This is a genomic window from Variovorax sp. Soil_C_12 (assembly GCF_057657375.1).
This window is the reverse complement of record NZ_JBDGIO010000004.1, coordinates 262,320-285,739: the sequence shown is the minus strand read 5'-3', so window position 1 is coordinate 285,739 and position 23,420 is coordinate 262,320. Positions and strand designations below refer to the sequence as shown.

Annotated in this window: 22 protein-coding genes; 20 read left to right on the top strand and 2 right to left on the bottom strand. The window is 67.6% G+C overall.

What is annotated here, in order from left to right; translation table 11 throughout:
• Positions 1-7: 7 nt before the first annotated feature.
• Complete coding sequence (locus tag AC3A6X_RS13640) at positions 8-679, bottom strand: RraA family protein (RefSeq protein ID WP_487842673.1); 672 nt, start codon at positions 677-679, stop codon at positions 8-10.
• 126 nt (positions 680-805) lie between these two features.
• On the opposite strand from AC3A6X_RS13640, the gene AC3A6X_RS13635 reads away from it, so the two are divergent.
• From AC3A6X_RS13635 to AC3A6X_RS13575, 13 genes are all read left to right on the top strand, one after another.
• Complete coding sequence (locus AC3A6X_RS13635) at positions 806-1,726, top strand: LysR family transcriptional regulator (RefSeq protein ID WP_487842874.1); 921 nt, start codon at positions 806-808, stop codon at positions 1,724-1,726.
• A 116-nt stretch (positions 1,727-1,842) separates the two neighbouring features.
• The gene (locus AC3A6X_RS13630; protein WP_487842672.1) at positions 1,843-2,217 is read left to right on the top strand and encodes a DMT family transporter; all 375 of its coding nucleotides are present in this window, start codon (positions 1,843-1,845) and stop codon (positions 2,215-2,217) included.
• Between the two features lies 1 nt (position 2,218).
• Positions 2,219-3,652 (top strand): UbiA family prenyltransferase, encoded by a 1,434-nt coding sequence (locus AC3A6X_RS13625; RefSeq protein WP_487842671.1) that lies wholly within the window; start codon positions 2,219-2,221, stop codon positions 3,650-3,652.
• A 21-nt stretch (positions 3,653-3,673) separates the two neighbouring features.
• On the top strand, positions 3,674-5,152 hold the full coding sequence (locus tag AC3A6X_RS13620; RefSeq protein ID WP_487842670.1) for a glycosyltransferase family 87 protein: 1,479 nt from the start codon (positions 3,674-3,676) through the stop codon (positions 5,150-5,152).
• A 174-nt stretch (positions 5,153-5,326) separates the two neighbouring features.
• Complete coding sequence (locus tag AC3A6X_RS13615) at positions 5,327-6,013, top strand: TetR/AcrR family transcriptional regulator (RefSeq protein ID WP_487842669.1); 687 nt, start codon at positions 5,327-5,329, stop codon at positions 6,011-6,013.
• A gap of 44 nt (positions 6,014-6,057) precedes the next feature.
• Positions 6,058-7,854 carry an acyl-CoA dehydrogenase C-terminal domain-containing protein gene (locus tag AC3A6X_RS13610; RefSeq protein ID WP_487842668.1) on the top strand — a complete coding sequence of 599 codons (1,797 nt, stop codon included), beginning with the start codon at positions 6,058-6,060 and terminating at the stop codon, positions 7,852-7,854.
• Between the two features lie 5 nt (positions 7,855-7,859).
• Complete coding sequence (locus AC3A6X_RS13605) at positions 7,860-8,291, top strand: DUF2147 domain-containing protein (protein ID WP_487842667.1); 432 nt, start codon at positions 7,860-7,862, stop codon at positions 8,289-8,291.
• A 23-nt stretch (positions 8,292-8,314) separates the two neighbouring features.
• On the top strand, positions 8,315-10,714 hold the full coding sequence (locus AC3A6X_RS13600; RefSeq protein WP_487842666.1) for a 3-hydroxyacyl-CoA dehydrogenase/enoyl-CoA hydratase family protein: 2,400 nt from the start codon (positions 8,315-8,317) through the stop codon (positions 10,712-10,714).
• A 56-nt stretch (positions 10,715-10,770) separates the two neighbouring features.
• Positions 10,771-11,187, top strand: a complete 417-nt coding sequence (locus AC3A6X_RS13595) for an endonuclease domain-containing protein (RefSeq protein WP_487842665.1) — start codon at positions 10,771-10,773, stop codon at positions 11,185-11,187.
• Complete coding sequence (locus tag AC3A6X_RS13590) at positions 11,184-12,380, top strand: acetyl-CoA C-acyltransferase (protein ID WP_487842664.1); 1,197 nt, start codon at positions 11,184-11,186, stop codon at positions 12,378-12,380. Before AC3A6X_RS13595 ends, AC3A6X_RS13590 begins: the two co-directional genes overlap by 4 nt.
• A gap of 46 nt (positions 12,381-12,426) precedes the next feature.
• Positions 12,427-13,332, top strand: a complete 906-nt coding sequence (locus tag AC3A6X_RS13585; RefSeq protein ID WP_487842663.1) for an alpha/beta hydrolase family protein — start codon at positions 12,427-12,429, stop codon at positions 13,330-13,332.
• A 24-nt stretch (positions 13,333-13,356) separates the two neighbouring features.
• Entirely contained in the window at positions 13,357-14,190 is an 834-nt protein-coding gene (locus tag AC3A6X_RS13580; protein WP_487842662.1) for an acyl-CoA thioesterase, read from the top strand.
• 50 nt (positions 14,191-14,240) lie between these two features.
• Positions 14,241-15,005, top strand: coding sequence for an enoyl-CoA hydratase (locus AC3A6X_RS13575; RefSeq protein WP_487842661.1), 765 nt, complete (start codon positions 14,241-14,243; stop codon positions 15,003-15,005).
• A gap of 477 nt (positions 15,006-15,482) precedes the next feature.
• On the opposite strand, the gene AC3A6X_RS13570 is transcribed toward AC3A6X_RS13575, so the two are convergent.
• Complete coding sequence (locus AC3A6X_RS13570) at positions 15,483-15,899, bottom strand: acyl-CoA thioesterase (protein WP_487842660.1); 417 nt, start codon at positions 15,897-15,899, stop codon at positions 15,483-15,485.
• 41 nt (positions 15,900-15,940) lie between these two features.
• Between AC3A6X_RS13570 and AC3A6X_RS13565 the strand changes: the two genes are divergently transcribed.
• The 7 genes from AC3A6X_RS13565 (at position 15,941) to AC3A6X_RS13535 (ending at position 23,358) form a co-directional block, all read left to right on the top strand.
• The gene (locus AC3A6X_RS13565) at positions 15,941-17,860 is read left to right on the top strand and encodes an ABCB family ABC transporter ATP-binding protein/permease (RefSeq protein WP_487842659.1); all 1,920 of its coding nucleotides are present in this window, start codon (positions 15,941-15,943) and stop codon (positions 17,858-17,860) included.
• 29 nt (positions 17,861-17,889) lie between these two features.
• Positions 17,890-18,828 carry a 2-hydroxyacid dehydrogenase gene (locus AC3A6X_RS13560; protein WP_487842658.1) on the top strand — a complete coding sequence of 313 codons (939 nt, stop codon included), beginning with the start codon at positions 17,890-17,892 and terminating at the stop codon, positions 18,826-18,828.
• Positions 18,829-18,860: 32 nt separating this feature from the next.
• Positions 18,861-19,844: a LysR substrate-binding domain-containing protein gene (locus AC3A6X_RS13555; protein ID WP_487842657.1), complete on the top strand. Its 984-nt coding sequence runs from the start codon at positions 18,861-18,863 to the stop codon at positions 19,842-19,844.
• Between the two features lie 342 nt (positions 19,845-20,186).
• Entirely contained in the window at positions 20,187-21,089 is a 903-nt protein-coding gene (locus AC3A6X_RS13550) for a transporter substrate-binding domain-containing protein (RefSeq protein ID WP_487842656.1), read from the top strand.
• Between the two features lie 102 nt (positions 21,090-21,191).
• Positions 21,192-21,917, top strand: a complete 726-nt coding sequence (locus AC3A6X_RS13545; protein WP_309970692.1) for an amino acid ABC transporter permease — start codon at positions 21,192-21,194, stop codon at positions 21,915-21,917.
• Between the two features lies 1 nt (position 21,918).
• Positions 21,919-22,590: an amino acid ABC transporter permease gene (locus AC3A6X_RS13540; RefSeq protein WP_487842655.1), complete on the top strand. Its 672-nt coding sequence runs from the start codon at positions 21,919-21,921 to the stop codon at positions 22,588-22,590.
• Positions 22,591-22,620: 30 nt separating this feature from the next.
• Positions 22,621-23,358 (top strand): amino acid ABC transporter ATP-binding protein, encoded by a 738-nt coding sequence (locus tag AC3A6X_RS13535; protein WP_487842873.1) that lies wholly within the window; start codon positions 22,621-22,623, stop codon positions 23,356-23,358.
• Positions 23,359-23,420 lie beyond the last annotated feature (62 nt).

Here is a 23,420-nt window from a genome sequence, read left to right as displayed (position 1 = left end):
GAAGGGCTCAGAGGCCGTGCGATGAAAGGACTTTGCGCAGCCAGGCCTGCTCCGGCCGGCCGGTGGCGATCTCGGCCTTGATGGCGTTCTCGTTCGTCTGCGTCTGGCGCACCGCGGCGAGCAGGCGCTCGGCATCGGCCGGCGGGAAGCTCACCACGCCGTCCTCGTCGCCCACGACCAGGTCGCCCGGCTGGACCACCTGGCTGCCCACGGTGACGGGGCCGTTGATCGCACCCGGCCCCAGCTTGTACGGGCCCCGGTGGCTCACGCTGCGGGCGTAGCAGGGAAAGTCGGCGTCGAAGAAGGCGGCGGTGTCGCGGATGGCGGCGTCGAGCACGAAGCCGGCACAGCCGCGCTGGATGGCATACAGCATGATCAGTTCGCCCACCAGCGCATTGGTGGGGTCGCCCGCGCCGTCCACCACCAGCACATGGCCGGGCTGCATGTCTTCCAACGCCTTGTAGATCAGCAGGTTGTCGCCCGGCCGCGCCTTCACCGTGTACGCGGTGCCCACCAGCTTGCGGCTGCGATGGAAGCGGCGCAGCCCGGTGAGGCCCGAGAGGCGCTGCAGGTTGTCGCTGATGTGAGGCGTGACCACGTCGCGGAAGGCATCGCGCAGCTGGCTGCTGGCCACCGGCGGCGCGGGATGGATGTCGAAGGCGGAGGTGGGAGGCGCCACTGCGGATTCCTGGTTGTGAATGCGTCGGGCGACGCGATAGCGGGAATTCTGGAAGCCGCCTAGAATTTCCAAAAGCGATTTTTTTATATCTTTTTTGATTCCCAAAAGTAATCTGAAGCCGCCATGATGACCTTCAAGCAGCTCGAGGCGCTGTACTGGATCGCCCAGCTCGGCGGCTTCTCGCAGGCCGCGCACAAGCTGCACACCTCCCAGTCCGCGGTGTCCAAGCGGGTGCATGAACTGGAGCAGCTGTTCGACACCGAGCTCTTCGACCGCAGCCAGCGCAGCGCGCGCCTGACCGAGAAGGGCGAGGAGATGTTCGTGCTGGCCGGCAAGCTGCTCGCGCAGCGGGACGCGGCGGTCGAGCAGTTCAGCAAGGCGGAGGTGATCGAGCGGCGCGTGCGCATCGGCATCACCGAACTGACGGCGATGACCTGGTTGCCGAGCCTGGTCGCCGCGATCCAGCGGGCCTATCCCAAGGTCATCATCGAGCCCACCGTCGACGGCAGTCCGCAGTTGCGCGACCGGGTGCTGGCCGACGAGCTGGACCTGGTCTTCGTGCCCGATGCCTTCTCGGACTCGCGCATTCCCAGCGTCCGCGTGGGGCAGGTGGAGCATGCCTGGTTGTGCAAGCCTGGCCTGGTCCGCTCCGACGCGCCCTTGCGGCTGCACGAGATCGCGCAGCACCGCATGCTGGTGCAAGGCCCCCAGTCCGGCACCGGCCGCGTGTACGACGCCTGGATGAAGGCGCAAGGCGCCGAGCCGGCGGACGCCATCGTGGTGAGCAACCTGGTGGCGATGCTGGGGCTGGTGATCTCCGGCATCGGCGTCAGCTACCTGCCGCACCGCTGCCTGTCGCCCCTGCTCGCGGCCGGCCTCCTGACCCTGATCGACGTGACGCCCGCCTTGCCGCCGATGAGCTACGTCGCCATGCACAAGGGCGAGCACCGCAGCAGCCTGATCGCCTCGATCGTGACACTGGCACAGGAAAGCTGCGATTTCACGCGGATGTTTCAGGGGCTCGGCCGGACTTTCGTGCCGGCCTGAGCGTTTCTTGCGGCCCGAACGTCAACTATTTCGTCGATTTCCCTTCGGCGATGAAGTGGAAAGTTGTAATACGAAGGCATGATACTTGCGGTAACTAAAAAGACCTCAAGTTTCAAATGACCTTCCCCACGTTCTCGATCATCTTCGCCGGCGTGCTGCTGAATTCGGCAGCGCAGCTGATGCTCAAGGCCGGCGCCAAGTCGCTCGGGACGGTGGCGTTCGGCAGCGGCGCATCGCTCTTCGCGGCCGGCTGGAACGCCGCGACGCAGCCCTGGATCCTCGTCGGCCTGTTTTGCTATTTCGTGAGCGCGGGGCTCTGGGTCCTGGCGCTCACGCGGGTGGACGTCACGCTCGCCTACCCCATGCTGTCCATGGGCTATGTGATCGCCGCGCTGCTGGCCTGGCAGCTCTTCGGCGAGGCCTTGACCGGCCCGCGAGTGCTGGGCATCGCCATCATCCTGGTCGGCGTCGTCGTGCTGGCGAGGAGCTGAGATGGCGCCTCCCCTTCCGCTCTACGTCGACCTCGACGGCACGCTGATCGCGACCGATTCGCTGCACGAGTCGCTGCTCAAGCTGGTGCGCGTCTCGCCGGGCGTGCTGCTGCAGTTGCCGCTCTGGCTGCTGCGGGGGCGCGCCGCCTTCAAGCGCGAGGTGGCGCAGCGCACGAGCCTCGACGTGAGCACCCTGCCGTACCGGCCCGAGGTGCTGGATTTCGTGCGCCGTGCCCGCGAAGCGGGCCGTCGCACCATCCTGGCCACGGCCAGCGACGGCAAGGTGGCGCGGCGGGTGGCCGAGCACCTGGGCCTCTTCGATGCCGTGCTGGCCTCCGACGGCGAGCGCAACGTCAAGGGCGCGAACAAGCTGGCCGCCATCCTGGCCGATACCGGCGGCAAGGCCTTCAGCTACGCCGGCGACCATTCGGCCGACCTCGAGGTCTGGCAAGGCGCAGAGGCGGCCGTGGTGGTCAGCCGCTCCGGCGCCCTGGCGCGCCGCGCGGCCGGCCTGACCGAGGTGGAGGCTGTGATCAAGCCGAAGCGCGTCGGCCTCGGCCGCTATCTCTACGGCCTGCGCGCGCACCAGTGGCTGAAGAACCTGCTGGTCTTCCTGCCGCTGATGCCGGTGCTGCACGACCTGACGCAGGCGCTGGTGGTCGATGCGACGCTCGCCTTCCTGGCCTTCGGCCTGATGGCCTCGGGCATCTACGTGCTCAACGACCTGCTGGACCTCGAGTCGGATCGCCGCCACCACCGCAAGCGACAACGGCCTTTCGCCGCCGGCGACATCTCGCCCAGCGCCGGGCTCGCGATGTCGGTCACGCTGGCCATCGCGTCGCTGACCCTGTCGGCCGCGCTGCTGCCCGCATCCTTCGTGGGCGTGCTGCTGGTCTATGCGGCGCTGACCACCGCCTACTCGGTGTTCCTCAAGCGGCGCGCGGTGGTGGACGTGTTTGCGCTGGCCGCGCTCTACACCATCCGCGTGGCGGCCGGCACCCAGGCGACGGGGCAGCCGCTCTCCTTCTGGATCCTCTCCTTCTCCCTCTTCATCTTCCTGAGCCTGGCGCTGGCCAAGCGCTACGTGGAGCTCACTGCGGCCGGTGCCGCCGGCGGCGACGCCGGCCAGCTCAAGCGCGATCGGGGCTACGTCCCCGGCGATGCGACCTTCGTGCTGTGCACGGGCGTCGCGGCCGGGCAGATGTCGGCGCTGCTGCTGAGCCTCTACCTGCAGGACCGGCAGATGCTCGCGCGCTACAGCGATCCCGAATACCTGTGGGCGCTGATCCCCCTGTTCCTGTTCTGGACCATGCGCATCTGGCTCAAGGCCGTGCGCGGCGCGCTGCACGACGACCCGGTGGTCTTCGCCGCGCGGGACTGGGTCAGCCGCCTGGCGGTCGGCCTCGGCGCCCTCGCGCTCTGGATGGCGCACTAGCTTTTTCCCCTCGGCACCGACATGAGGATCCTGATCCTGGTCGCGGTCGCGACCGTTCTCTCCACGCTGCTCCTGTTTGCGCTGTGGCGCCATCAGCCGGGAATCCCCGGCTTGCCGCGGCGCTCGGCGCAGGCGCAACGGCTGAGCGCCGCGTGGCGGCTGTGGCTGGTCTTCCTGCTGAGTGGCCTGGTGGCGAGCGCCATCGTCGCGCTCGCTGTCGGCGAGCCGCGCGAGAGCTCGCTGGGCTACCTGAAATTCGTGCTGTCCTTCCACCACGGCGACGACTCGTGGATGCCGATGCTGCGCGCCTCGGCCTTCCTGCGGGAGCGTCCGAACCAGCCGCTGTACCCCTCGGTCTTCTTCGTCCAGCACGTGAAGTTCCAGTACCCGCTCACGGCGCTGCTGCCGCTGGACCTGCCGCAGTGGCTCTTCGGCCTGGCGCCGGACACCGTGGTCGCCATCTTCAAGATCCTGTCCCGGCTCAGCCTCGTCGCCATCGGAGTCGTGTTCTTCAAGCTCTTCATGGGCGCGGTGCAGGACTTGTCCGGCCGCGAGGCGCTGCAGTTTCCGCCGGTCTCCGCCGGCGTGATGACTGCGCTGAGCCTGCTGACCGTGGCGCTCTTCTATCCGATCCTGCGCTCCGAATACCACGGCCAGATCCAGACGGCCATGACGCTGGCCGCCGGCCTCGCGCTGCTGGCCTGGCAGCGCGACCAGCCCCGGCTCTCCGGCCTGGCGATGGCCCTGTGCTGCATCATCAAGCCGCAGTGGGTCATCGTCATCCTCTGGGCGCTGCTGCGGCGGCAATGGAAGTTCGCCTGGACCGCGACCTGGGTCACCGGTGCCTGCGCCCTGCTGGCGATCGCGGTCTACGGGCCTCGCAACTTCTTCGACTACCTGCCCGTCGTGTCCTTTCTGAGCAAGCACGGGGAGAGCTACTTCATCAACCAGTCCCTCAACGGCCTGATGCACCGGCTGCTCGCCAACGGCGTGAACCTGCAGGGGGCCGGGCTCGTCTGGTCCGGCACCGACTTCCCGCCTTTCCATCCGATCGTCCATGCGGTAACCACGGTGTCTTCGGCCCTGATCCTCGGCGTGGTGCTGCTCTGGAAGCTGGGCAAGCGCCCGAGCGCGGTGGATCTGTCGCTGGTCATGCTGAGCCTGACGCTGGCATCGCCGATCGCGTGGGACCACCACTACGGCATGCTGTTGCCGGTCTTCGCCGTGCTCTTTCCCGCCGCGCTGCGGCGGCACCCGTGGGGCGCGTGGACCGTGCCCTTCCTGTGGATCGCGTTCGTGCTGTCCAGCGAGTCCTTCGTGGGCGCGACCAACCTGCTCGCCGCGACGCGGTGGAACGTGCTGCAGTCCTCCCAGTTCTTCGGGGCGGTGATGGTGCTGGGGCTGCTGTACCGGGTGTCGTGGCTGGAGGTGCATGCGCCGGCCGGTGTGCAGGCCGATCACCGCGAAGCGCCGGTCAGCGGCCTGGGCCGGCTGGCCTGAGTCTGGAACGCGCGCACCGTCCGGCAACCGGGGCGCCTCCGGTCGCGTGCCCGCGTGCGCGAATGCTGCCGCGCGCGGTCGATAACCTTCCTGCGCTGTCGGGCTTTCATCGAGGGGAAAGTAAAAGGCCTGCAAAATAGAACGACCGTTCGTTTTATTCCATCGCCCCACACCATGCCCGCCGCCGCGCCTCGCAAGGCCACCCGTGCGCCCCAGAAAGGCCAGCAGACCAAGGCCGTCATCATCGATGCCGCGCTGAACCTCGCCGCCCAGATCGGGCTCGAGGGCCTGTCCATCGGCGCGCTGGCCGAGGTCACGGGCATGAGCAAGTCGGGCGTGTTCGCCCATTTCGGCTCGCGCGAGGAACTGCAGATCTCGGTGGTGCGCGAGTACCACGCGCGCTTCGAGCAGGAGGTGTTCTACCCGGCCCTGCAGGCGCCGCGCGGCCTGCCGCGGCTGCGCGCGCTGTTCGCCAACTGGATGAAGCGCACCTCGGCCGAGATCGACTCGGGCTGCATCTACATCAGCGGCGCGGTCGAGTTCGACGACCGGCCGGGGCCGGTGCGCGATGCGCTGGCCGAGTCGGTGAACATCTGGCTGGCCGCGATGCTGCGCGCCGTGCTGCAGGCGCAGGAGGAAGGGCAGGTGCGCGCCGAGGCCGATGCCAAGCAGATCTCCTTCGAGATCCACGCGCTGATCCTGGCGCTGCACTACGAGGCGCGCTTCCTGCGCTCGCCCGATTCGCTGGCCCGCGCCAACGCCGGCTTCGACAACATCCTCGCGCGCTGCGCCACGCCGGAGGCGCTGGCCGCTTCCGGTCCCGCCGCAGCGGCGACGCGCCGGCTCAAGCCGGTGCGCTGAACACGACTTCCTTTTCTCTCTTCATTTTTTCCGGAGACCTTTCCATGCCCGCCTACACCCCGCCCCTTCGCGACATGCAGTTCGTGATGCACGAAGTGCTCAAGGTCACCGACGAATTCAAGGCCCTGCCCAAGCACGCCGAGGTCGACGCCGACACCATCAACGCGGTGCTGGAAGAGGGCGGCAAGTTCGCCGCCGAGGTGACTTTCCCGCTCAACATCTCGGGCGACGAGGAGGGCTGCGTGCTCGACAAGACCACGCACGAGGTGAAGACCCCCAAGGGCTTCAAGGAGGCCTATGCCAAGTACGTCGAGGGCGGCTGGGCGGCGCTGTCCTGCGACCCGCAGTACGGCGGCCAGGGCCTGCCCTTCGTGGTGAACCAGTGCATCTACGAGATGCTCAACTCGGCCAACCAGGCCTGGACCATGTACCCGGGCCTCTCGCACGGCGCCTACGAAGCGCTGGTCGCGCACGGCACCGACGAGCAGAAGAAGACCTACCTGCCCAAGCTCACCAGCGGCGAATGGACCGGCACCATGTGCCTGACCGAGCCGCACTGCGGCACCGACCTGGGCCTCTTGCGCACCAAGGCAGAGCCGCAGCCCGACGGCAGCTACAAGCTCACCGGCAACAAGATCTTCATCTCGGCCGGCGAGCACGACATGGCCGACAACATCATCCACCTGGTGCTGGCCCGCCTGCCGGACGCGCCCAAGGGCAGCAAAGGCATCAGCCTGTTCGTGGTGCCCAAGTTCAACGTCAAGCCCGACGGCTCGCTCGGCAGCCGCAACGGCATCTACTGCGGCGGCCTGGAGCACAAGATGGGCATCCACGGCAATGCCACCGCGCAGATCGTGCTCGAAGCCGCCAGCGGCACGCTGGTGGGCGAGCCCAACAAGGGCCTGGCCGCGATGTTCGTGATGATGAACGCGGCGCGCCTGGGCGTGGGCAACCAGTCGCTGGGCCTGACCGAGGTGGCCTTCCAGAACGCGCTGGCCTACGCCAAGGACCGCGTGCAGATGCGCTCGCTGTCGGGCGTGAAGGCCAAGGACAAGGACGCCGACCCGATCATCGTGCACCCCGACGTGCGCAAGATGCTGATGACGGCCAAGGCCTATGCCGAAGGCGGCCGAGCGCTGCAGATCTTCTGCACGCTGCTCCTGGACAAGGAGCACCACCATCCCGACGAGAAGGTGCGCAAGGATTCGGGCGAGCTGGTCGCGCTGCTCACGCCGATCGTGAAGGCCTTCATCACCGACAACGGCCACATCTCGACCAACGCCTGCATGCAGGTCTTCGGCGGCCACGGCTTCATCAAGGAATGGGGCATGGAGCAGTTCGTGCGGGACAACCGCATCAACATGATCTACGAGGGCACCAACACCATCCAGTCGCTCGACCTGCTGGGCCGCAAGGTGCTGGGCAACAACGGCGCCACGCTCAAGAAGTTCGGCAAGCTGGTGGCCAAGCTGGTGGAGGAAGAGGGCGTGAACGAGAAGATGAGCGAGTTCATCACGCCCATCGCCGTGCTGGGCGAACAGCTCACCAAGTTCACCACCGAGCTGGGCTTCCGCGGCTTCCAGAACCCCGACGAAGTCGGTGCCGCGGCGGTGGACTACCTGCGCGTGGCGGGCCACTTCGTGTTCGGCTACCTATTCGCGCTGCAGGCGCGCGTGGCGCTCGCCGCGATCGCGGCCGGCAACACCGACCCGTTCTACCAGGCCAAGCTGCAGACGGCGCGTTTCTACTTCGCCAAGCTCTTCCCCGAGACCGCGACGCTGATGCGCACCGCGCGCGCCGGCGCCGCGCCGCTCATGAACACCGACGCGGCCCTGGCCTGAACGCCATGAAGCGCCTACTTGCTGCAATCGCCCTGGTGTGGGCCGGCTCGGCGCTCGCGCAGATGACGCCGGTCGGCGTCTGGCAGAGCATCGACGACAAGACCAGCGAGGCCAAGTCGCAGATCCGCATCAGCGACTCGGGCGGCGTGCTCAGCGGCCGCATCGAGAAGCTGCTGCGCAAGGACGCGAAGCAGGACGCGGTGTGCGACGAATGCACCGACGACCGCAAGGGCAAGCCGCTGGTCGGCCTGGAGATCATCCGCGGCGCGAAGAAGGCCGAGGGCAAGGAAGTCTGGGAAGACGGAAAGATCCTCGACCCCGAGAACGGCAAGAGCTACACGCTGCGCCTCACGCCCATCGACGGCGGCAAGAAGCTGGAAGTGCGCGGCTCGGTGCTGGGCATCGGCCGCACGCAGACCTGGGTCCGCGTCCAGTAAGACATCTATTTGTTGGAAATTCCATGTCCAGATTTCAAGTGAAGAAGGTCGCCGTGCTCGGCGCCGGCGTGATGGGCGCGCAGATCGCGGCCCATCTCGTCAATGTCCGCGTGCCGGTGGTGCTGTTCGATCTCGCCGCGAAGGAAGGGCCGAAGAACGGCATCGTCACGCGCGCGATCGATAACCTCAAGAAGCTCAAGCCCGCGCCGCTGGGCGATGCCGCCGACGCCGAGCTGATCGAGCAGGCCAACTACGAGGACGACCTCGCAAAGCTCGGCGAATGCGACCTGGTGATCGAAGCCATCGCCGAGCGCATGGACTGGAAGCTCGATCTCTACAAGAAGATAGCGCCGCATGTGGCCAAGCACGCGATCCTGGCCTCGAACACCTCGGGCCTGTCGATCACCAAGCTCAGCGAGGCGCTGCCCGAGGCGCTCAAGCCGCGCTTCTGCGGCATCCACTTCTTCAATCCGCCGCGCTACATGTTCCTGGTCGAGCTGATCGATACGCCGACCACCGAGCCGCAGGTGCTGGACCAGCTCGAGGCTTTCGTCACGAGCACGCTCGGCAAGGGCGTCGTGCGCGCGCACGACACGCCCAACTTCATCGCCAACCGTGTCGGTATTGCCGGCATGCTGGCGACCCTGAAGGAGGTGGAGAAGTTCGGCCTCACGCCCGACGTGGTGGACGACCTCACCGGCAAGAAGCTGGGCCGCGCGAGTTCGGGCACCTTCCGCACCGCCGACGTGGTGGGGCTGGACACCCTGGCCCATGTGGTGAAGACGCTGCAGGACAACCTGAGCGCAGAGACCGATCCCTTCTACGCCAACTTCGCGACGCCGCCGGTGCTCGCCAGGCTGCTGGAGCTGGGCAACCTGGGGCAGAAGACCAAAGCCGGTTTCTTCAAGAAGGCCGGCAGGGACATCCTGCGCTTCGACTTGGCCAAGGGTGACTATGTGCCCTCGGGCGAGAAGGCCGACGAGGTCTACGGCCGCATGCTCAAGAAGCCGGCAGCCCAGCGACTGAAGCTGCTGCGCGAGAGCGAGGGCACGCAAGGCCGCTTCCTCTGGGCCATCCTGCGCGACAGCTTCCACTACGCGGCCGTGCACCTGGCGACCATCGCCGAGAGCGCCCGCGACGTCGACTTCGCGATGCGCTGGGGCTTCGGCATGAAGCAGGGCCCCTTCGAGCTCTGGCAGGAAGCGGGCTGGGCGCAGGTCGCGAAGTGGATCCAGGAAGACATCGATGCCGGCGAGGCGCTGTCGAAGGCGCCGCTGCCGAAGTGGGTGTTCGAAGGCCCGGTGGCCGAGGCCGGCGGCGTGCACACGCCCGAGGGCTCGTGGAGCGCCTCGCAGAACCGATTCGTCCCGCAGCGCCGCCTGCCGGTGCATGAGCGCCAGCTCTTCCCCGAGAGTGTGCTCGGCAGCAACGCGGCCGACGCGAATCAGGCGGGAACCACGATCCAGGACGAGGGCGACGTGCGTCTCTGGACGCTGGACGGTGAGGTGCTGATCGCCAGCATCCATTCGAAGATGCATGCCATCAGCCCCGACGTGGCCGATGCGCTGGCGGCCGGCGTCGAGCTGGCCGAGCGCGAGTACAAGGCGATGGTGATCTGGTCGCCCGACGAGATGTTCTCGGTCGGCGCCGACCTCCAGGCCATGCTGCCGGCCTTCGTGGTCGCGGGCATCGGCGCGGTCGAGGGGGCGGAGGAAGAGCTGCAGAAGGTGATGCTCAAGATCCGCTACGCCGGCGTGCCGGTGGTGTCGGCCGTGCGCGGCATGGCGCTGGGCGGCGGCTGCGAGCTGGCCATTTATTCGGCGAAGCGCGTCGCGGCGATGGAAAGCTACATCGGCCTGGTCGAGGTCGGCGTGGGCCTGGTGCCCGGTGCCGGCGGCCTGACCTACATCGCGCGCCGTGCGGCCGAGAACGCCGCGGCTTCGACCGGCAGCGACCTGCTGCCCTTCCTGACCGAGGGCTTCACCGCCGCGGCCATGGCCAAGGTCGGCACCAGCGCGCTGGAATCGAAGAAGCTGGGCTACCTGCTGGACAGCGACGTGATCGTGCCCAACAAGGACGAGCTGCTGTACGTCGCGCTGCAGCAGGCCAAGGCGATGGCGGACGCCGGCTGGCGCGCGCCGATGCGGCGGCTGTTCAAGGTCGCCGGGCGCAGCGGCGCGGCCACGATCAAGGGGCAGCTGGTCAACATGCGCGACGGCGGCTTCATCAGCGCGCACGATTTCCACATCGCCGGACTGATCGCGAACGTGGTCACCGGCGGCGACGTCGATGCCGGCAGCCTGGTGAGCGAGGAGTACCTCATGGCGCTGGAGCGCAAGGCCTTCTGCTCGCTGATTCTTCATCCCAAGACGCAGGAGCGGATCATGGGGATGCTTTCGACGGGCAAGCCATTACGCAACTGACCTGCCTTGCTCCTTCCCCCTCCGGGGGAAGGTTGGGATGGGGGCACGCGCACATCATGCGAAAGCAATCCAGCATCACAGCTCAGAAGAACGCCCGCACCTTGCGGCGCGACATGACCGACTCCGAGCGCAAGCTCTGGTCCGGCCTGCGCGGGGAGCAACTGGGCGTGAAGTTCCGGCGCCAGCATCCCTTGGGCAATTACATCGCGGATTTCGCCTGCCTCGACCCCAAATTGATCATCGAGCTCGACGGCTCGCAACACCAGCAGGCCGCGGAGTACGACTCGCGGCGCGATGCATTTCTTCGCGCACAGGGATTCGATGTGCTGCGCTTTGGATCGAACGATCCGTTCATCAATCTCGATGGGGTGCTTCAGGCCATCGTCAATCGGCTTGACGAATTGAGCGCCGCTTGCCCCCATCCCTGCCTTCCCCCGGAGGGGGAAGGAGCAATAGCCAGGAGCCCATCATGAAACAACTCCAAGACGCCTACATCGTCTCCGCCACCCGCACCCCCATCGGCCGCTCCCACCGCGGCTTCTTCCGCAACACCCGCCCCGACGACCTGCTCGCGGCCACGCTCAAGGCCGCGTTGGCGGCCGTGCCCGGCCTGGACCCGAAGGCCATCGAAGACATCGTCTGCGGCTGCGCCATCCCCGAAGCGCAGCAAGGCCTCAACGTCGCCCGCATTGGCGCCGTGCTCGCGGGTCTGCCCACCAGCATCGGCGGCATCACGGTCAACCGCTTCTGCGCCTCGGGCCTCTCGGCCGTGCAGATGGCGGCCGACCGTATCCGCGTCGGCGAGGCCGAGGTGATGATCGCCGCCGGCGTCGAGAGCATGAGCATGGTGCCGATGATGGGCAACTCGCCATCGCTGTCGCCCTCGATCTTCGAGCGCGACGGCGACGTCGGCATCGCCTACGGCATGGGCCTCACCGCCGAGAAGGTGGCGCAGCAGTGGAAGGTCAGCCGCGAGGCGCAGGATGCCTTCGCGCTGCAGTCGCACCAGCGCGCGCTGGCCGCGCAGCAGGCCGGCGAATTCGCCGACGAGATCACGCCGATCGAGGTGACCGATCGCGCGCCCGAGCTGGACAGCGGCGAGGCCATCGCCAAGACCCGCACCGTGTCGCTCGACGAAGGCGCACGCCCCGACACCAGCCTCGAAGGCCTCGCCAGGCTGCGCACCGTGTTCGCCGCCCGCGGCACCGTCACCGCCGGCAACAGCTCGCAGACCTCCGACGGCGCGGGCGCGCTGATCCTGGCGAGCGAGAAGGCCTGCAAGCAGTTCGACCTGAAGCCCCTGGCGCGTTTCGTGAGCTTCGCGAGCAAGGGCGTGCCGCCGCACATCATGGGCATCGGCCCGATCGAGGCGATTCCCGCGGCGCTGCGCTACGCCGGGCTCACGCAGGACGCGATCGACTGGATCGAGCTCAACGAAGCCTTCGCCGCGCAGTCGCTGGCCGTGATCAACACCCTGGGCCTGGATCCGGCCAAGGTCAACCCGATGGGCGGCGCGATCGCATTGGGCCACCCGCTCGGCGCGACCGGGGCCATCCGCTCGGCCACCGTGGTGCATGCGCTGCAACGCAAGAAGCTCAAGTACGGCATGGTCACCATGTGCGTGGGCATGGGGCAGGGCGCCGCCGGCATCTTCGAAAGGGTTTGATCGCACGCGCCGCGCAGGCCGCCACGGAAAAGAAGGAGACAACGGCATGCAACAGAAGACCCTGACCCTCGAAGACGGCACCCCGCTCGCGGTGCGCCGCTACGAAGCCGCCGGCCCGCAGCGCGCGAGCGTGGTGATCGGCGGCGCGATGGGCGTGCGCCAGGCCTTCTACGAGCCCTTCGCGCGCTGGCTGGCGCAGGAGGACGTCGACGTCTGGACCTTCGACTATCGTGGCTCGGGCGACTCGCGGCCGGGCGGCGCCGGGGCCTCGCTGCGCGGCTTCGAGGCCGACCTGTTCGACTGGGCACGCGACTACGAGGCCGTGATCGATGCCGCCAAGGCCGCGCGGCCCGACCGCCCGCTCTACCTCTTGGGCCACAGCCTGGGCGCGCAACTGCCGGGCTTCCTGCAGCGGCCGCAGCAGGTCGACGGCCTGGTCAGCATCGCGGCGGGCAGCGGCTACTGGCGCGAGAACGCGCCGCGGCTCAAGCGCACCGTCCTGTACTTCTGGTTCGTGCTGGTGCCGCTGGCCACGCGCCTGTGGGGCTACTTCCCGGGCCGCAAGCTGCGCAAGGTGGGCGACCTGCCGCGCGGCGTGATCCTGCAATGGCGGCGCTGGTGCCTGGACCCGCGCTACAGCGTGGGCGCCGAGGGCGAGGCGGCCGCGCGCAGCTACGGGCGCGTGCGCTTCCCGGTGCTGGCGCTGTCGATCACCGACGACGAGCTGATGACGCTGGAAGGCACCCAGAGCCTTCTGAGCTTCTACGCGAGTGCGCCGAAGGCGGTGCAGCGCATCGCGCCGGCCGACGTACAGGCCCGGCGCATCGGGCACTTCGGCTTCTTCCGCGAGCAGTTCAGCCTGAACCTGTGGCCGCGCCTGGCCGACAGCCTGCACCGGCTCGCGGCGCTGACCGCGTCGCCGGCGGCGGGCGTCACGCACACGACTGCCTGAGCCGCAGCGACGGAGCACACTGCGATGATGAGCACACATCCCCTGGACCAGGCCCTGGCGCTCGCGCACAGCGACCTTCGCGCCGGCCTGTTCACCGGCGCCACCAGCGCCGACTACTGGAACATGGTCGGGCCCTTCGGCGGCACGACCGCGGCCGCGATGCTGCAGTCGGTGCTGAAGCATCCCGAACTGCTCGGCGCGCCGGTGGCGTTGACGGTGAACTACGCCGCGGCACTGGAGGCCGGCCCCTTCGAGCTCCTGGCCGTGCCGGTGCGCACCAACCGCTCGACCCAGCACTGGACGATCCAGATGTCGCAGGCCGATGCCGAGGGCAGGCCGCAGGTGGTGAGCACGGGCACCGCGGTCACGGCCCTGCGGCGCGACACCTGGGGCGCCAGCGACCTGCCGATGCCCGAGGTGCCGCCGCCGATCGAGGTCGAGCGCCTGAGCATCGGCCCGGGCAAGGTGGCCTGGCTGGACCGCTACGAGATGCGCCCGATCAGCGGCACGATCCCGACGCGCTGGGACGGCAGCGGCGACCACAGCGAGACCCGCATGTGGCTGCGCGACGCGCCGGCGCGCCCGCTCGATTTCGCGGCGCTGGCGGCGCTGTGCGACTGCTTCTATCCGCGCGTGTGGCTGCGCCGCGCCAAGCCGGTGCCGATCGGCACGGTGTCGATCACCACCTACGTCCATGTCGACGCCGCGCAACTCGCCGAGGTGGGCGACGGCTACCTGCTGGGCCGCGCCACCGGCCAGCAGTTTCGCAACGGCTACTTCGACCAGGCCGCGCAGCTGTGGAGCGAGGCCGGTGCGCTGCTGGCCACCTCGAACCAGATCGTCTACTTCAAGGAGTGAAGGCTGCGAGGCCCGATACTTCTTCCACTTCTTTGCAGCAAGGACCTTCCATGAGCGACATCCTCGTCCACACCGAAGCCGGCGTGATGACCCTGACCTTCAACCGGCTCGACAAGAAGAACTCGATCACTAGCGCCATGTATGCCGAGCTGGCCGACGCGCTGGCGAAGGCCGCTGAGGACGGCGCGGTGCGCGCCGTGCTGATCCAGGGCGACGCCACCATCTTCAGCGCCGGCAACGACATCGGCGACTTCCTCAACGCGCCGCCCTCGACGCCGGAATCGCCGGTGTTCCGCTTCCTGCACGGCATCGCGAGCTTTCCGAAGCCGCTGGTAGCTGCGGTGTGCGGCCCGGCGGTGGGCGTCGGCACCACGATGCTGTTCCATTGCGACCTGGTCTATGCCGGCGACAACGCGGCCTTCTCGATGCCCTTCGTCAACCTGGGCCTGTGCCCCGAGGCGGCGTCGAGCCTGCTGGTGCCGCAGATGTTCGGCTACCACCGCGCGGCCGAGGCGCTGCTGCTGGGCGAGCCCTTCATGGCCGAGGCGGCGCTCGAGGTCGGCCTGGTCAACCGCGTGGTCCCGCCCACCGAGGCCAACTCCATCGCCCAGGCCCAGGCGCGCAAGCTGGCGGCCAAGCCGCTGTCGGCGCTGATCGAGACCAAGCGGCTGATGAAGAAGGCGCAACAGCCGGTTGTGCTCGAGCGCATGGGCGAGGAAGGCCAGAGCTTCGGCCGCATGCTGCGAGAGCCGGCCGCGCGGGAGGCTTTCACGGCGTTCATGGAGAAGCGGAAGCCGGATTTTTCTAAGCTCTGATATCGGGTCGCGATCAAGGTTCGAAGAGCGCGCTTGCATGTGCCTGCGCGCTGCAAAGGCGCCCACGGGTCCACTGCGGCGCGCCACTGTGGCGGTCGTCGCTTCGCGCCGACTCCCCTGCGGTGCTCGCGTCGCCAGCGCGCCGCAGCGGACCCGCAGGCGCCTTTGCGGGACAAGTTGTGCCGGTATCTCAAAAACCTGCAAGCGCCGCGTGTGCGCGGGGCGGTATTCCGGTCACCCCCCCAACGTCTCCTCCGCGGAAGGTGGTCTGCGGACCGGGCGATTTGAGCGAAGTGCACCGAAGGGGCACGCAGCGAGTTCCGCGGCGCCGCCCCCAGACGAGCACCGCAGCGGAGTCGGCGCGTAGCGACGACCGCCCCAGTATGACCTCGGGCCGCAGACCGCCTTCCGCGGCGCGCAGCCGGCCGCTCCACCGCTTTGCGCACCCGCGCAGCTTCGTCTGACCGCGCCGCGCAATCACTCCTTGACGATCGCCCGCGGCCTCCCGTTGTCGTCGATTGCGACGTAGGTGAAGGTGGCCTCGGTCACCTTGATGTACTCGCCCTGCGCCTTGAAGCGCTCCGCGAACACCTCCACCGTGACCGTCACCGAGGTCCGGCCGATCCGCACCAGCTTCGAATAGAAGGACAGGATGTCGCCCAGCCGCACCGGCTGCTTGAAGACGAACTCGTTGACGGCGACCGTGGCCATGCGGCCCTTGGCGTAGCGCGCCGGGATGACGGAGCCGGCGAGGTCGCACTGGGCCATCACCCAGCCGCCGAAGATGTCGCCGTTGGCGTTGACGTCGGCCGGCAGCGGGATCACCTTGAGCACGAGTTCCATGTCGGCGGGCAGGCTCTTGAGCGGGGCGGCGACATTCGAGGGAGCAGACATGGGCACAATCCGTGAAAAGCAACAGCCACGATTGTCTCCTCATGCGCCGTAGCGGCGAAACCCTTTCCTCTGCCCACCACGCCTCGTCCAGCGAGCCCGCGCGCGCCGACCGCTCCGACTGGGCGACGCTGCGCCGGCTGTTTCCCTATCTCTGGCGCTACAAGTGGCGCGTGCTGGCCGCACTGCTCTTCATGGTGGGCGCCAAGGTCGCCAACGTCGGCGTGCCGGTGCTGCTGAAGAACCTGGTCGACACCATGACGCCCAAGCCCGACATGGCGCAGGCGCTGCTGGTGGTGCCGATCGCGCTCTTGGTCGCCTACGGGCTGCTGCGCTTCTCGACCTCGCTGTTCGGCGAGCTGCGCGAGCTGGTGTTCGCCAAGGCGACCGAGGGGGCGGCGCGCAGCATCTCGCTGGAGGTGTTCCGCCACCTGCATGCGCTGTCGCTGCGCTTCCACCTGGAGCGGCAGACCGGCGGCATGACGCGCGACATCGAGCGCGGCACGCGCGGCGTGCATTCGCTGATCTCGATGTCGCTCTACAGCATCGTGCCCACCATCATCGAGCTGACGCTGGTGCTGACCATCCTGGGCGTCAAGTTCGATTCGCTCTTCGTCTGGATCACCGGATGCGCGCTGGTGCTCTACATCCTCTTCACCGTCACCGTGACCGAGTGGCGCACGCAGTTTCGCAAGACCATGAACGAGCTCGACTCGGTGGCGCAGAGCCGCGCCATCGACTCGCTGCTGAACTACGAGACGGTCAAGTATTTCAACAACGAGGAGTTCGAGGCCGGGCGCTACGACGCCAGCCTGGACCGCTACCGCCGCGCCGCCATCAAGAGCCAGAACACGCTGAGCCTGCTCAACACCGGCCAGCAGTTGCTGATCGCCGTGAGCCTGGTGCTGATGCTGTGGCGCGCCACCGCGGGCGTGGTCGAGGGCCGCATGACGCTGGGCGACCTGGTGATGGTCAACGCCTTCATGATCCAGCTCTACATCCCGCTCAACTTCCTGGGCGTGATCTACCGCGAGATCAAGCAAAGCCTCACGGACCTGGACAAGATGTTCGTGCTGATGGAGAAGGAGCGCGAGGTGCGCGACGCGCCGGGCGCGCTGCCGCTGGCGGGGCGCGATGCCAGCGTGCGTTTCGAGGATGTGAGCTTTGCCTACGAGGCCGCGCGGCCGATTCTGAAGCATGTGAGCTTCGAGATCCCGGCGGGCAAGACGGTGGCGGTGGTCGGCCCCTCGGGCTCGGGCAAGTCCACGCTGGCCAGGCTGCTCTACCGCTTCTACGACGTCGGTATCGAGCCCCCACGGTCGCCTGCTGCGCGTGGCTCCCTGCCCCCCGAGGGGGCCGCCGCCGGCTTGGGGCGGCCCGGCGCCGGCGGGGGCCGCATCCTCATCGGCGGCGAGGACATCCGCGAGGTGACCCAGGCCAGCGTGCGCCAGGCCATCGGCATCGTGCCGCAGGACACGGTGCTGTTCAACGACACCATCGAATACAACATCGCCTACGGCCGCCCGGGTGCGAGCCGTGCCGAGGTCGAGCAGGCGGCGCGGGCGGCGCGCATCCACGACTTCATCGCCGCCACGCCCAAGGGCTACGAAACGGCCGTCGGCGAGCGCGGCCTCAAGCTCTCGGGCGGCGAGAAGCAGCGGGTGGCGATCGCGCGCACCCTGCTGAAGAACCCGCCCATCCTGATCTTCGACGAGGCCACCTCGGCGCTGGACTCGGCCAACGAGCGCGCCATTCAGTCCGAGCTCAAGAGCGCGGCGCAAAACAAGACCACCCTGGTGATCGCGCACCGGCTCTCGACCGTGGTCGACGCGCACGAGATCCTGGTGCTCGAGGGCGGCGTGATCGTCGAGCGCGGCACCCATGCGCAGTTGCTGGCCAGGGAGGCGCGCTATGCCCAGATGTGGGCCCTGCAGCAGATCGAGGCTGCCGAGCCCGTCCTTTGATTCCCACCGCTTTTTCCGGAGATCGGACGATGCCCGACAAGATTCCCCTGCTGGTGCTCAACAGCCTGTCGAGCGCTCACCAGGCCCAGATTGCCGCCGTCTACGACATGACTTACGCGCCCACGGCGGCCGAGCGCGCGGCCGCCATCGCAGCGCAGGGCGCCCGCTTCCGCGCGGTGCTGACCATCGGCGTGATCGGGCTCACGCCCGACGAGCTGGCGGCGATGCCGAAGGTCGAGCTGATCTGCGCCATGGGCGCGGGCTACGAAGGCCTGCCGCTCCCGGCGGCGCGCTCGCGTGGCATCGCGCTCGCCAACGGCGCCGGCACCAACGACGACTGCGTGGCCGACCATGCCTTCGGCCTGCTGATCGGCATCGTGCGCGGCATCCGCACCCTCGACCGGCAGTGCCGGGAGGGCGTGTGGCGCGAGGCGATCCCGCAGCCGCCCAACGTCTCGGGCAAGCGCCTGGGGATCCTCGGCCTGGGCACCATCGGGCAGAAGATCGCCAAACGCGCCGCCGGCTTCGACATGGAAGTCGGCTACCACAACCGCAAGCCGCGCGAGGGCGCCGTGCACCGCTACTTCGACAGCCTGAAGGCGCTGGCCGCCTGGGCGGACGTGCTGATGGTGGCTACGCCGGGCGGTCCCGGCACGCGGCACCTGGTCGATGCCGGCATCCTCGACGCGCTCGGCGCGCGGGGCTTCCTGGTCAATATCTCGCGCGGCAGCGTGGTCGACACCGAAGCGCTCGCGGCCGCGCTGCGCGAGGGCCGCATCGCCGGCGCCGGGCTCGACGTCTACGAGAGCGAGCCCAAGCGCCCCGAGCCGCTGATCGGGCTCGACAACGTGCTGCTCACGCCGCACGTGGCCGGCTGGTCGCCCGAGGCCACGCAGGCCTCGGTGGACCGCTTCATGGCCAACGCAGAAGGGCACTTCGCGGGGCGCGGCGTGGTGTCGCCGATCTAGCCCGCGTCATGGGCCGGACATAATCGGCGCCCATGGAAACCAAGTGGCTTGAGGACTTCGTCAGCCTTGCAGAGACACGCAGCTTCAGCCGCTCGGCCCAGCTGCGCCACGTAACCCAGCCGGCCTTCTCGCGCCGCATCCAGGCGCTCGAAGGCTGGGCCGGCACCGACCTGGTCGACCGCAGCTCCTACCCCACCCGCCTCACGCCCGCCGGGCAGACGCTCTACGGCCAGGCCATCGAGATGCTGCAGGCCCTGCAGAGCACGCGCGCCATGCTGCGCGGCCATTCGGCCGCGGCGCAGGACGTGATCGAGGTGGCCGTGCCGCACACCCTGGCCTTCACCTTCTTCCCGGCCTGGGTCACCAGCCTGCGCGAGCAGTTCGGGCCGCTGAAGAGCCGGCTCATCGCCCTCAACGTGCACGATGCCGTGCTGCGCCTGGTGGAAGGCAGCTGCGACCTGCTGATCGCCTACCACCACCCCTCGCAGCCGCTGCCGCTGGACGCCACCCGCTACGAGATGGTGAGCCTCGGCGAGGAAGTGGTCGCGCCCTGGGTCAAGCCCGATGCCGAGGGCGCGCCGCGCTACCGGCTGCCGGGCCGCCCCGGCCAGCCGCTGCCCTACCTGGGCTACGCCCCCGGCGCCTACCTGGGGCGGGTGGTCGACCAGCTGCTGAAGGAATCGCACACCGCCATCCATCTGGACCGCGTCTACGAGACCGACATGGCCGAGGGCCTCAAGGTGATGGCGCTCGAAGGGCATGGCATCGCCTTCCTGCCGCAGAGCGCGGTGCGCAAGGAGGTGCGGGCGCGCACGCTCGTGAGCGCGCTGCCGCCCGAGATCGAGAAGCTCGAGGCCACCATGGAGATCCGCGCCTACCGCGAGCGGCCGACTGCTGCGGCGCCAGGCAAGCCCGGCGCGCGTGCCGCCAAGGGGGAGGGCGCGACGTTGCGCAGCAACAAGGGCACGGCCGACGCGCTGTGGGCCTACCTCGTCGGCACCCAGCCAGCCGATTGAACAAGCCCCTTTCTTTGTGCGCTGCACAAATCTATGACGCACCGGCATGCCGACCGCCGCAAAGGGCATTTGCCTCGAGTGAGGGGCGCCCCTACAGTCTGGCCGCACGTTTCTGCTGTCCCAGGCTTCGGAGAGCACGCGCCATGCGCGTGCTTTTTTTCGGGCACAAAGGCTGCTATAGCTGATCCCATGAAGCGCTTTGCAACACGGTGCACCGCCTCGGAACTGCTGCACACTCCGCGTGGGTCGCAGGCGGTGCGCGGCGCACCGGGTTGGCCCGGGTATGCCGCAGAATGCGGGTGTCTAGAATTTGTGTATCTCTCAGTCACAGGAGTTTTCCTTATGAAGAAGCAAGTATTGGCGCTGGCCGTGATGGCACTCGCCGCGGGAGGCGCAATGGCGCAAGCCACTGACACCCTGGCCAAGATCAAGTCCAGCGGCAGCGTCACGATGGGGGTGCGCGACTCGTCCGGCGCGCTGGCTTACACCATCGGCGACGGCAAGTACGTCGGCTTCCACACCGAGATGTCGCGCAAGATCCTGAGCGACATCCAGAAGCAGCTGGGCCTGCCCAAGCTGGAAGTGAAGGAGCAGCTGGTCACTTCGCAGAACCGCATTCCCCTGGTGCAGAACGGCACCGTCGACCTCGAATGCGGCTCGACCACCAACAACGCCACCCGCCAGAAGGACGTGGCCTTCGCGATCACCACCTACGTCGAGGAAGTTCGCATCGCCGTCAAGGCCGACTCCGGCATCACCAAGGTCGCCGACCTCAACGGCAAGAGCGTGGCCACCACCACCGGCACGACCTCCGTGCAGACCCTGCGCAAGAACGAGCGCGCCCAGGGCATCGACTTCAAGGAAGTCATGGGGAAGGACCACGCCGACAGCTTCCTGCTGCTCGAATCGGGCCGTGCCGATGCCTTCGTGATGGATGGCCAGATCCTGGCCGGCAACATCTCCAAGTCCAAGAACCCGGCTGGCTTCAAGGTCGTCGGCGAGGCGCTGTCGGTCGAGCCGATCGCCTGCATGATGCGCAAGGACGACCCGGCCTTCAAGAAGGCGGTCGACGACAGCATCAAAGCCCAGATCAAGGACGGCTCGCTGGCCAAGCTGTACGACAAGTGGTTTAACCAGCCGATCCCGCCGACCAACACCAAGGTGGGCCTGCCGCTGTCGGAAGCCACCAAGGCTGCGTGGGCGGCGCCCAACGACAAGCCGATGGAAGACTACGTCAAGAAGTGATGCTCGTGGGCTGAGTCGAAACGCCCGCCCTTTGCGGCGGGCGTTTGTTTTCAGGTTTTCTTTTTTCTTCTTCTTCAAGCAACAACGACTGAGGAGGTCCCGATGGGAAGTTGGGATTGGCAGGTCTTCCTGCAGGACCCGGGTGGCAAGGACCCGACATATTGGCAATGGCTGCTCTCCGCATGGGGCTGGACTGTGTCCGTCGCCCTCTCGGCCTTGGTGGTGGCGCTGGTCCTCGGCTCCCTCGTCGGCGTGATCCGCACGCTGCCCAACAGCCCGGGCTGGGTGCGCGCCGGCAATGCCTGGGTCGAGCTGTTCCGCAACATTCCGTTGCTGGTACAGATTTTCCTCTGGTACCACGTGGTGCCGGCGCTGTTCCCGGTCATGCGCGACGTGCCGCCTTTCGTGCTGGTGGTACTGGCGCTGGGCTTCTTCACCTCGTCGCGGATCGCGGAGCAACTGCGCTCCGGCATCCAGGCCTTGCCGCGGGGGCAGCGCTACGCCGGCATGGCGGTAGGCTTCACCACGCCGCAGTACTACCGCTACGTGCTGCTGCCGATGGCCTACCGGATCATCATTCCGCCGCTCACCAGCGAGTCGATGAACATCTTCAAGAACTCGTCGGTGGCCTTCGCGGTGTCGATCGCCGAGATGACGCAGTTCGCGATGCAGGCCGGCGAAGAGACTGCGCGGCCGATGGAGATGTACCTGGCCGTCACGGTGCTCTACATCATCTCGGCCTTCGCGATCAACCGCATCATGGCCTCGATCGAGAAGCGGACACGGGTGCCGGGCTTCATTGCCCAGGCCGGCGGGGGAGGGCACTGACATGCTGACCAACCTCGACTTCTCCTTCTACAACTGGGACGTCATTACCGGCTTCCTGTTGAAGGGCCTGTACTTCAGTCTCTTCCTCACGGTCGTCGCGACGCTGGGCGGCATTCTCTTCGGCACGCTGCTGGCGCTGATGCGCCTGTCGGGCAAGAAGTGGCTGGACGCGCCCGCGGCGATCTACGTCAACGGCATGCGCAGCATTCCACTGGTGATGGTGATCCTGTGGTTCTTCCTGCTGGTGCCCTTCATCATCGGCCGTCCTATCGGCGCCGAGATCTCCGCCATCATCACCTTCGTGGCTTTCGAGGCGGCCTACTTCAGCGAGATCATGCGCGCGGGCATCCAGTCGATCCCGCGCGGGCAGGTCTTCGCCGGGCAGGCGGTGGGCATGACCTACAAGCAGAACATGACGCTGGTGGTCCTGCCGCAGGCCTTCCGCAACATGCTGCCGGTGCTGCTGACGCAGACCATCATCTTGTTTCAGGACACCTCGCTGGTGTATGCCATCGGTGCCTACGACCTGTTGAAGGGCTTCGAGACGGCCGGCAAGAATTTCGGCCGGCCCATCGAGTCCTACCTGCTGGCGGCGGTGCTGTACTTCGTCATCTGCTATGCGCTGTCCTATCTCGTCAAGCGTCTTCACAAGAAGATCGCCATCATCCGCTGAACATCGAAAGGCAAAGTCATGGCCGACAAAATGATCGAAATCAAGAACGTCTCCAAGTGGTACGGCCCGGTGCAGGTGCTCAACGACTGCTCGGTCAGCATCGCGAAGGGCGATGTGGTGGTGGTGTGCGGGCCCTCGGGTTCGGGCAAGTCGACGCTGATCAAGACGGTGAACGCGCTCGAGCCCTTCCAGAAGGGCGAGATCACGGTCAACGGCACGCCGCTGCACGACCCCAATACCAACCTGCCGAAGCTGCGCTCCAGGGTGGGCATGGTGTTCCAGCACTTCGAGCTGTTCCCGCACCTGTCGGTGACGGAGAACCTCACGATCGCGCAGATTAAGGTGCTGGGCCGCTCGCAGGACGAGGCCAAGGCGCGCGGCCTGAAGATGCTCGACCGCGTGGGCCTGATGGCGCACAAGGACAAGTTCCCGGGCCAGCTCTCGGGCGGTCAGCAGCAGCGCGTGGCGATCGCGCGCGCGCTGAGCATGGACCCGATCGTGATGCTGTTCGACGAGCCGACGTCTGCCCTGGACCCGGAGATGGTGGGCGAGGTGCTGGACGTCATGGTGGCGCTGGCCAAGGAAGGCATGACCATGATGGTGGTCACGCACGAGATGGGGTTCGCGCGCAAGGTGGCGAGCCGGGTGATCTTCATCGACGTGGGTGGCCGCATCCTGGAAGACTGCTCGAAGGACGAGTTCTTCGCGCACCCGGAGAACCGGCAGGCGCGGACCCGGGACTTTCTCAACAAGATCTTGCAGCACTGAGTCTTGTGTTCTTCGACGAAAAGCCCCGCGATGCGGGGTTTTTTATTGGGTGCTTTGCGTGC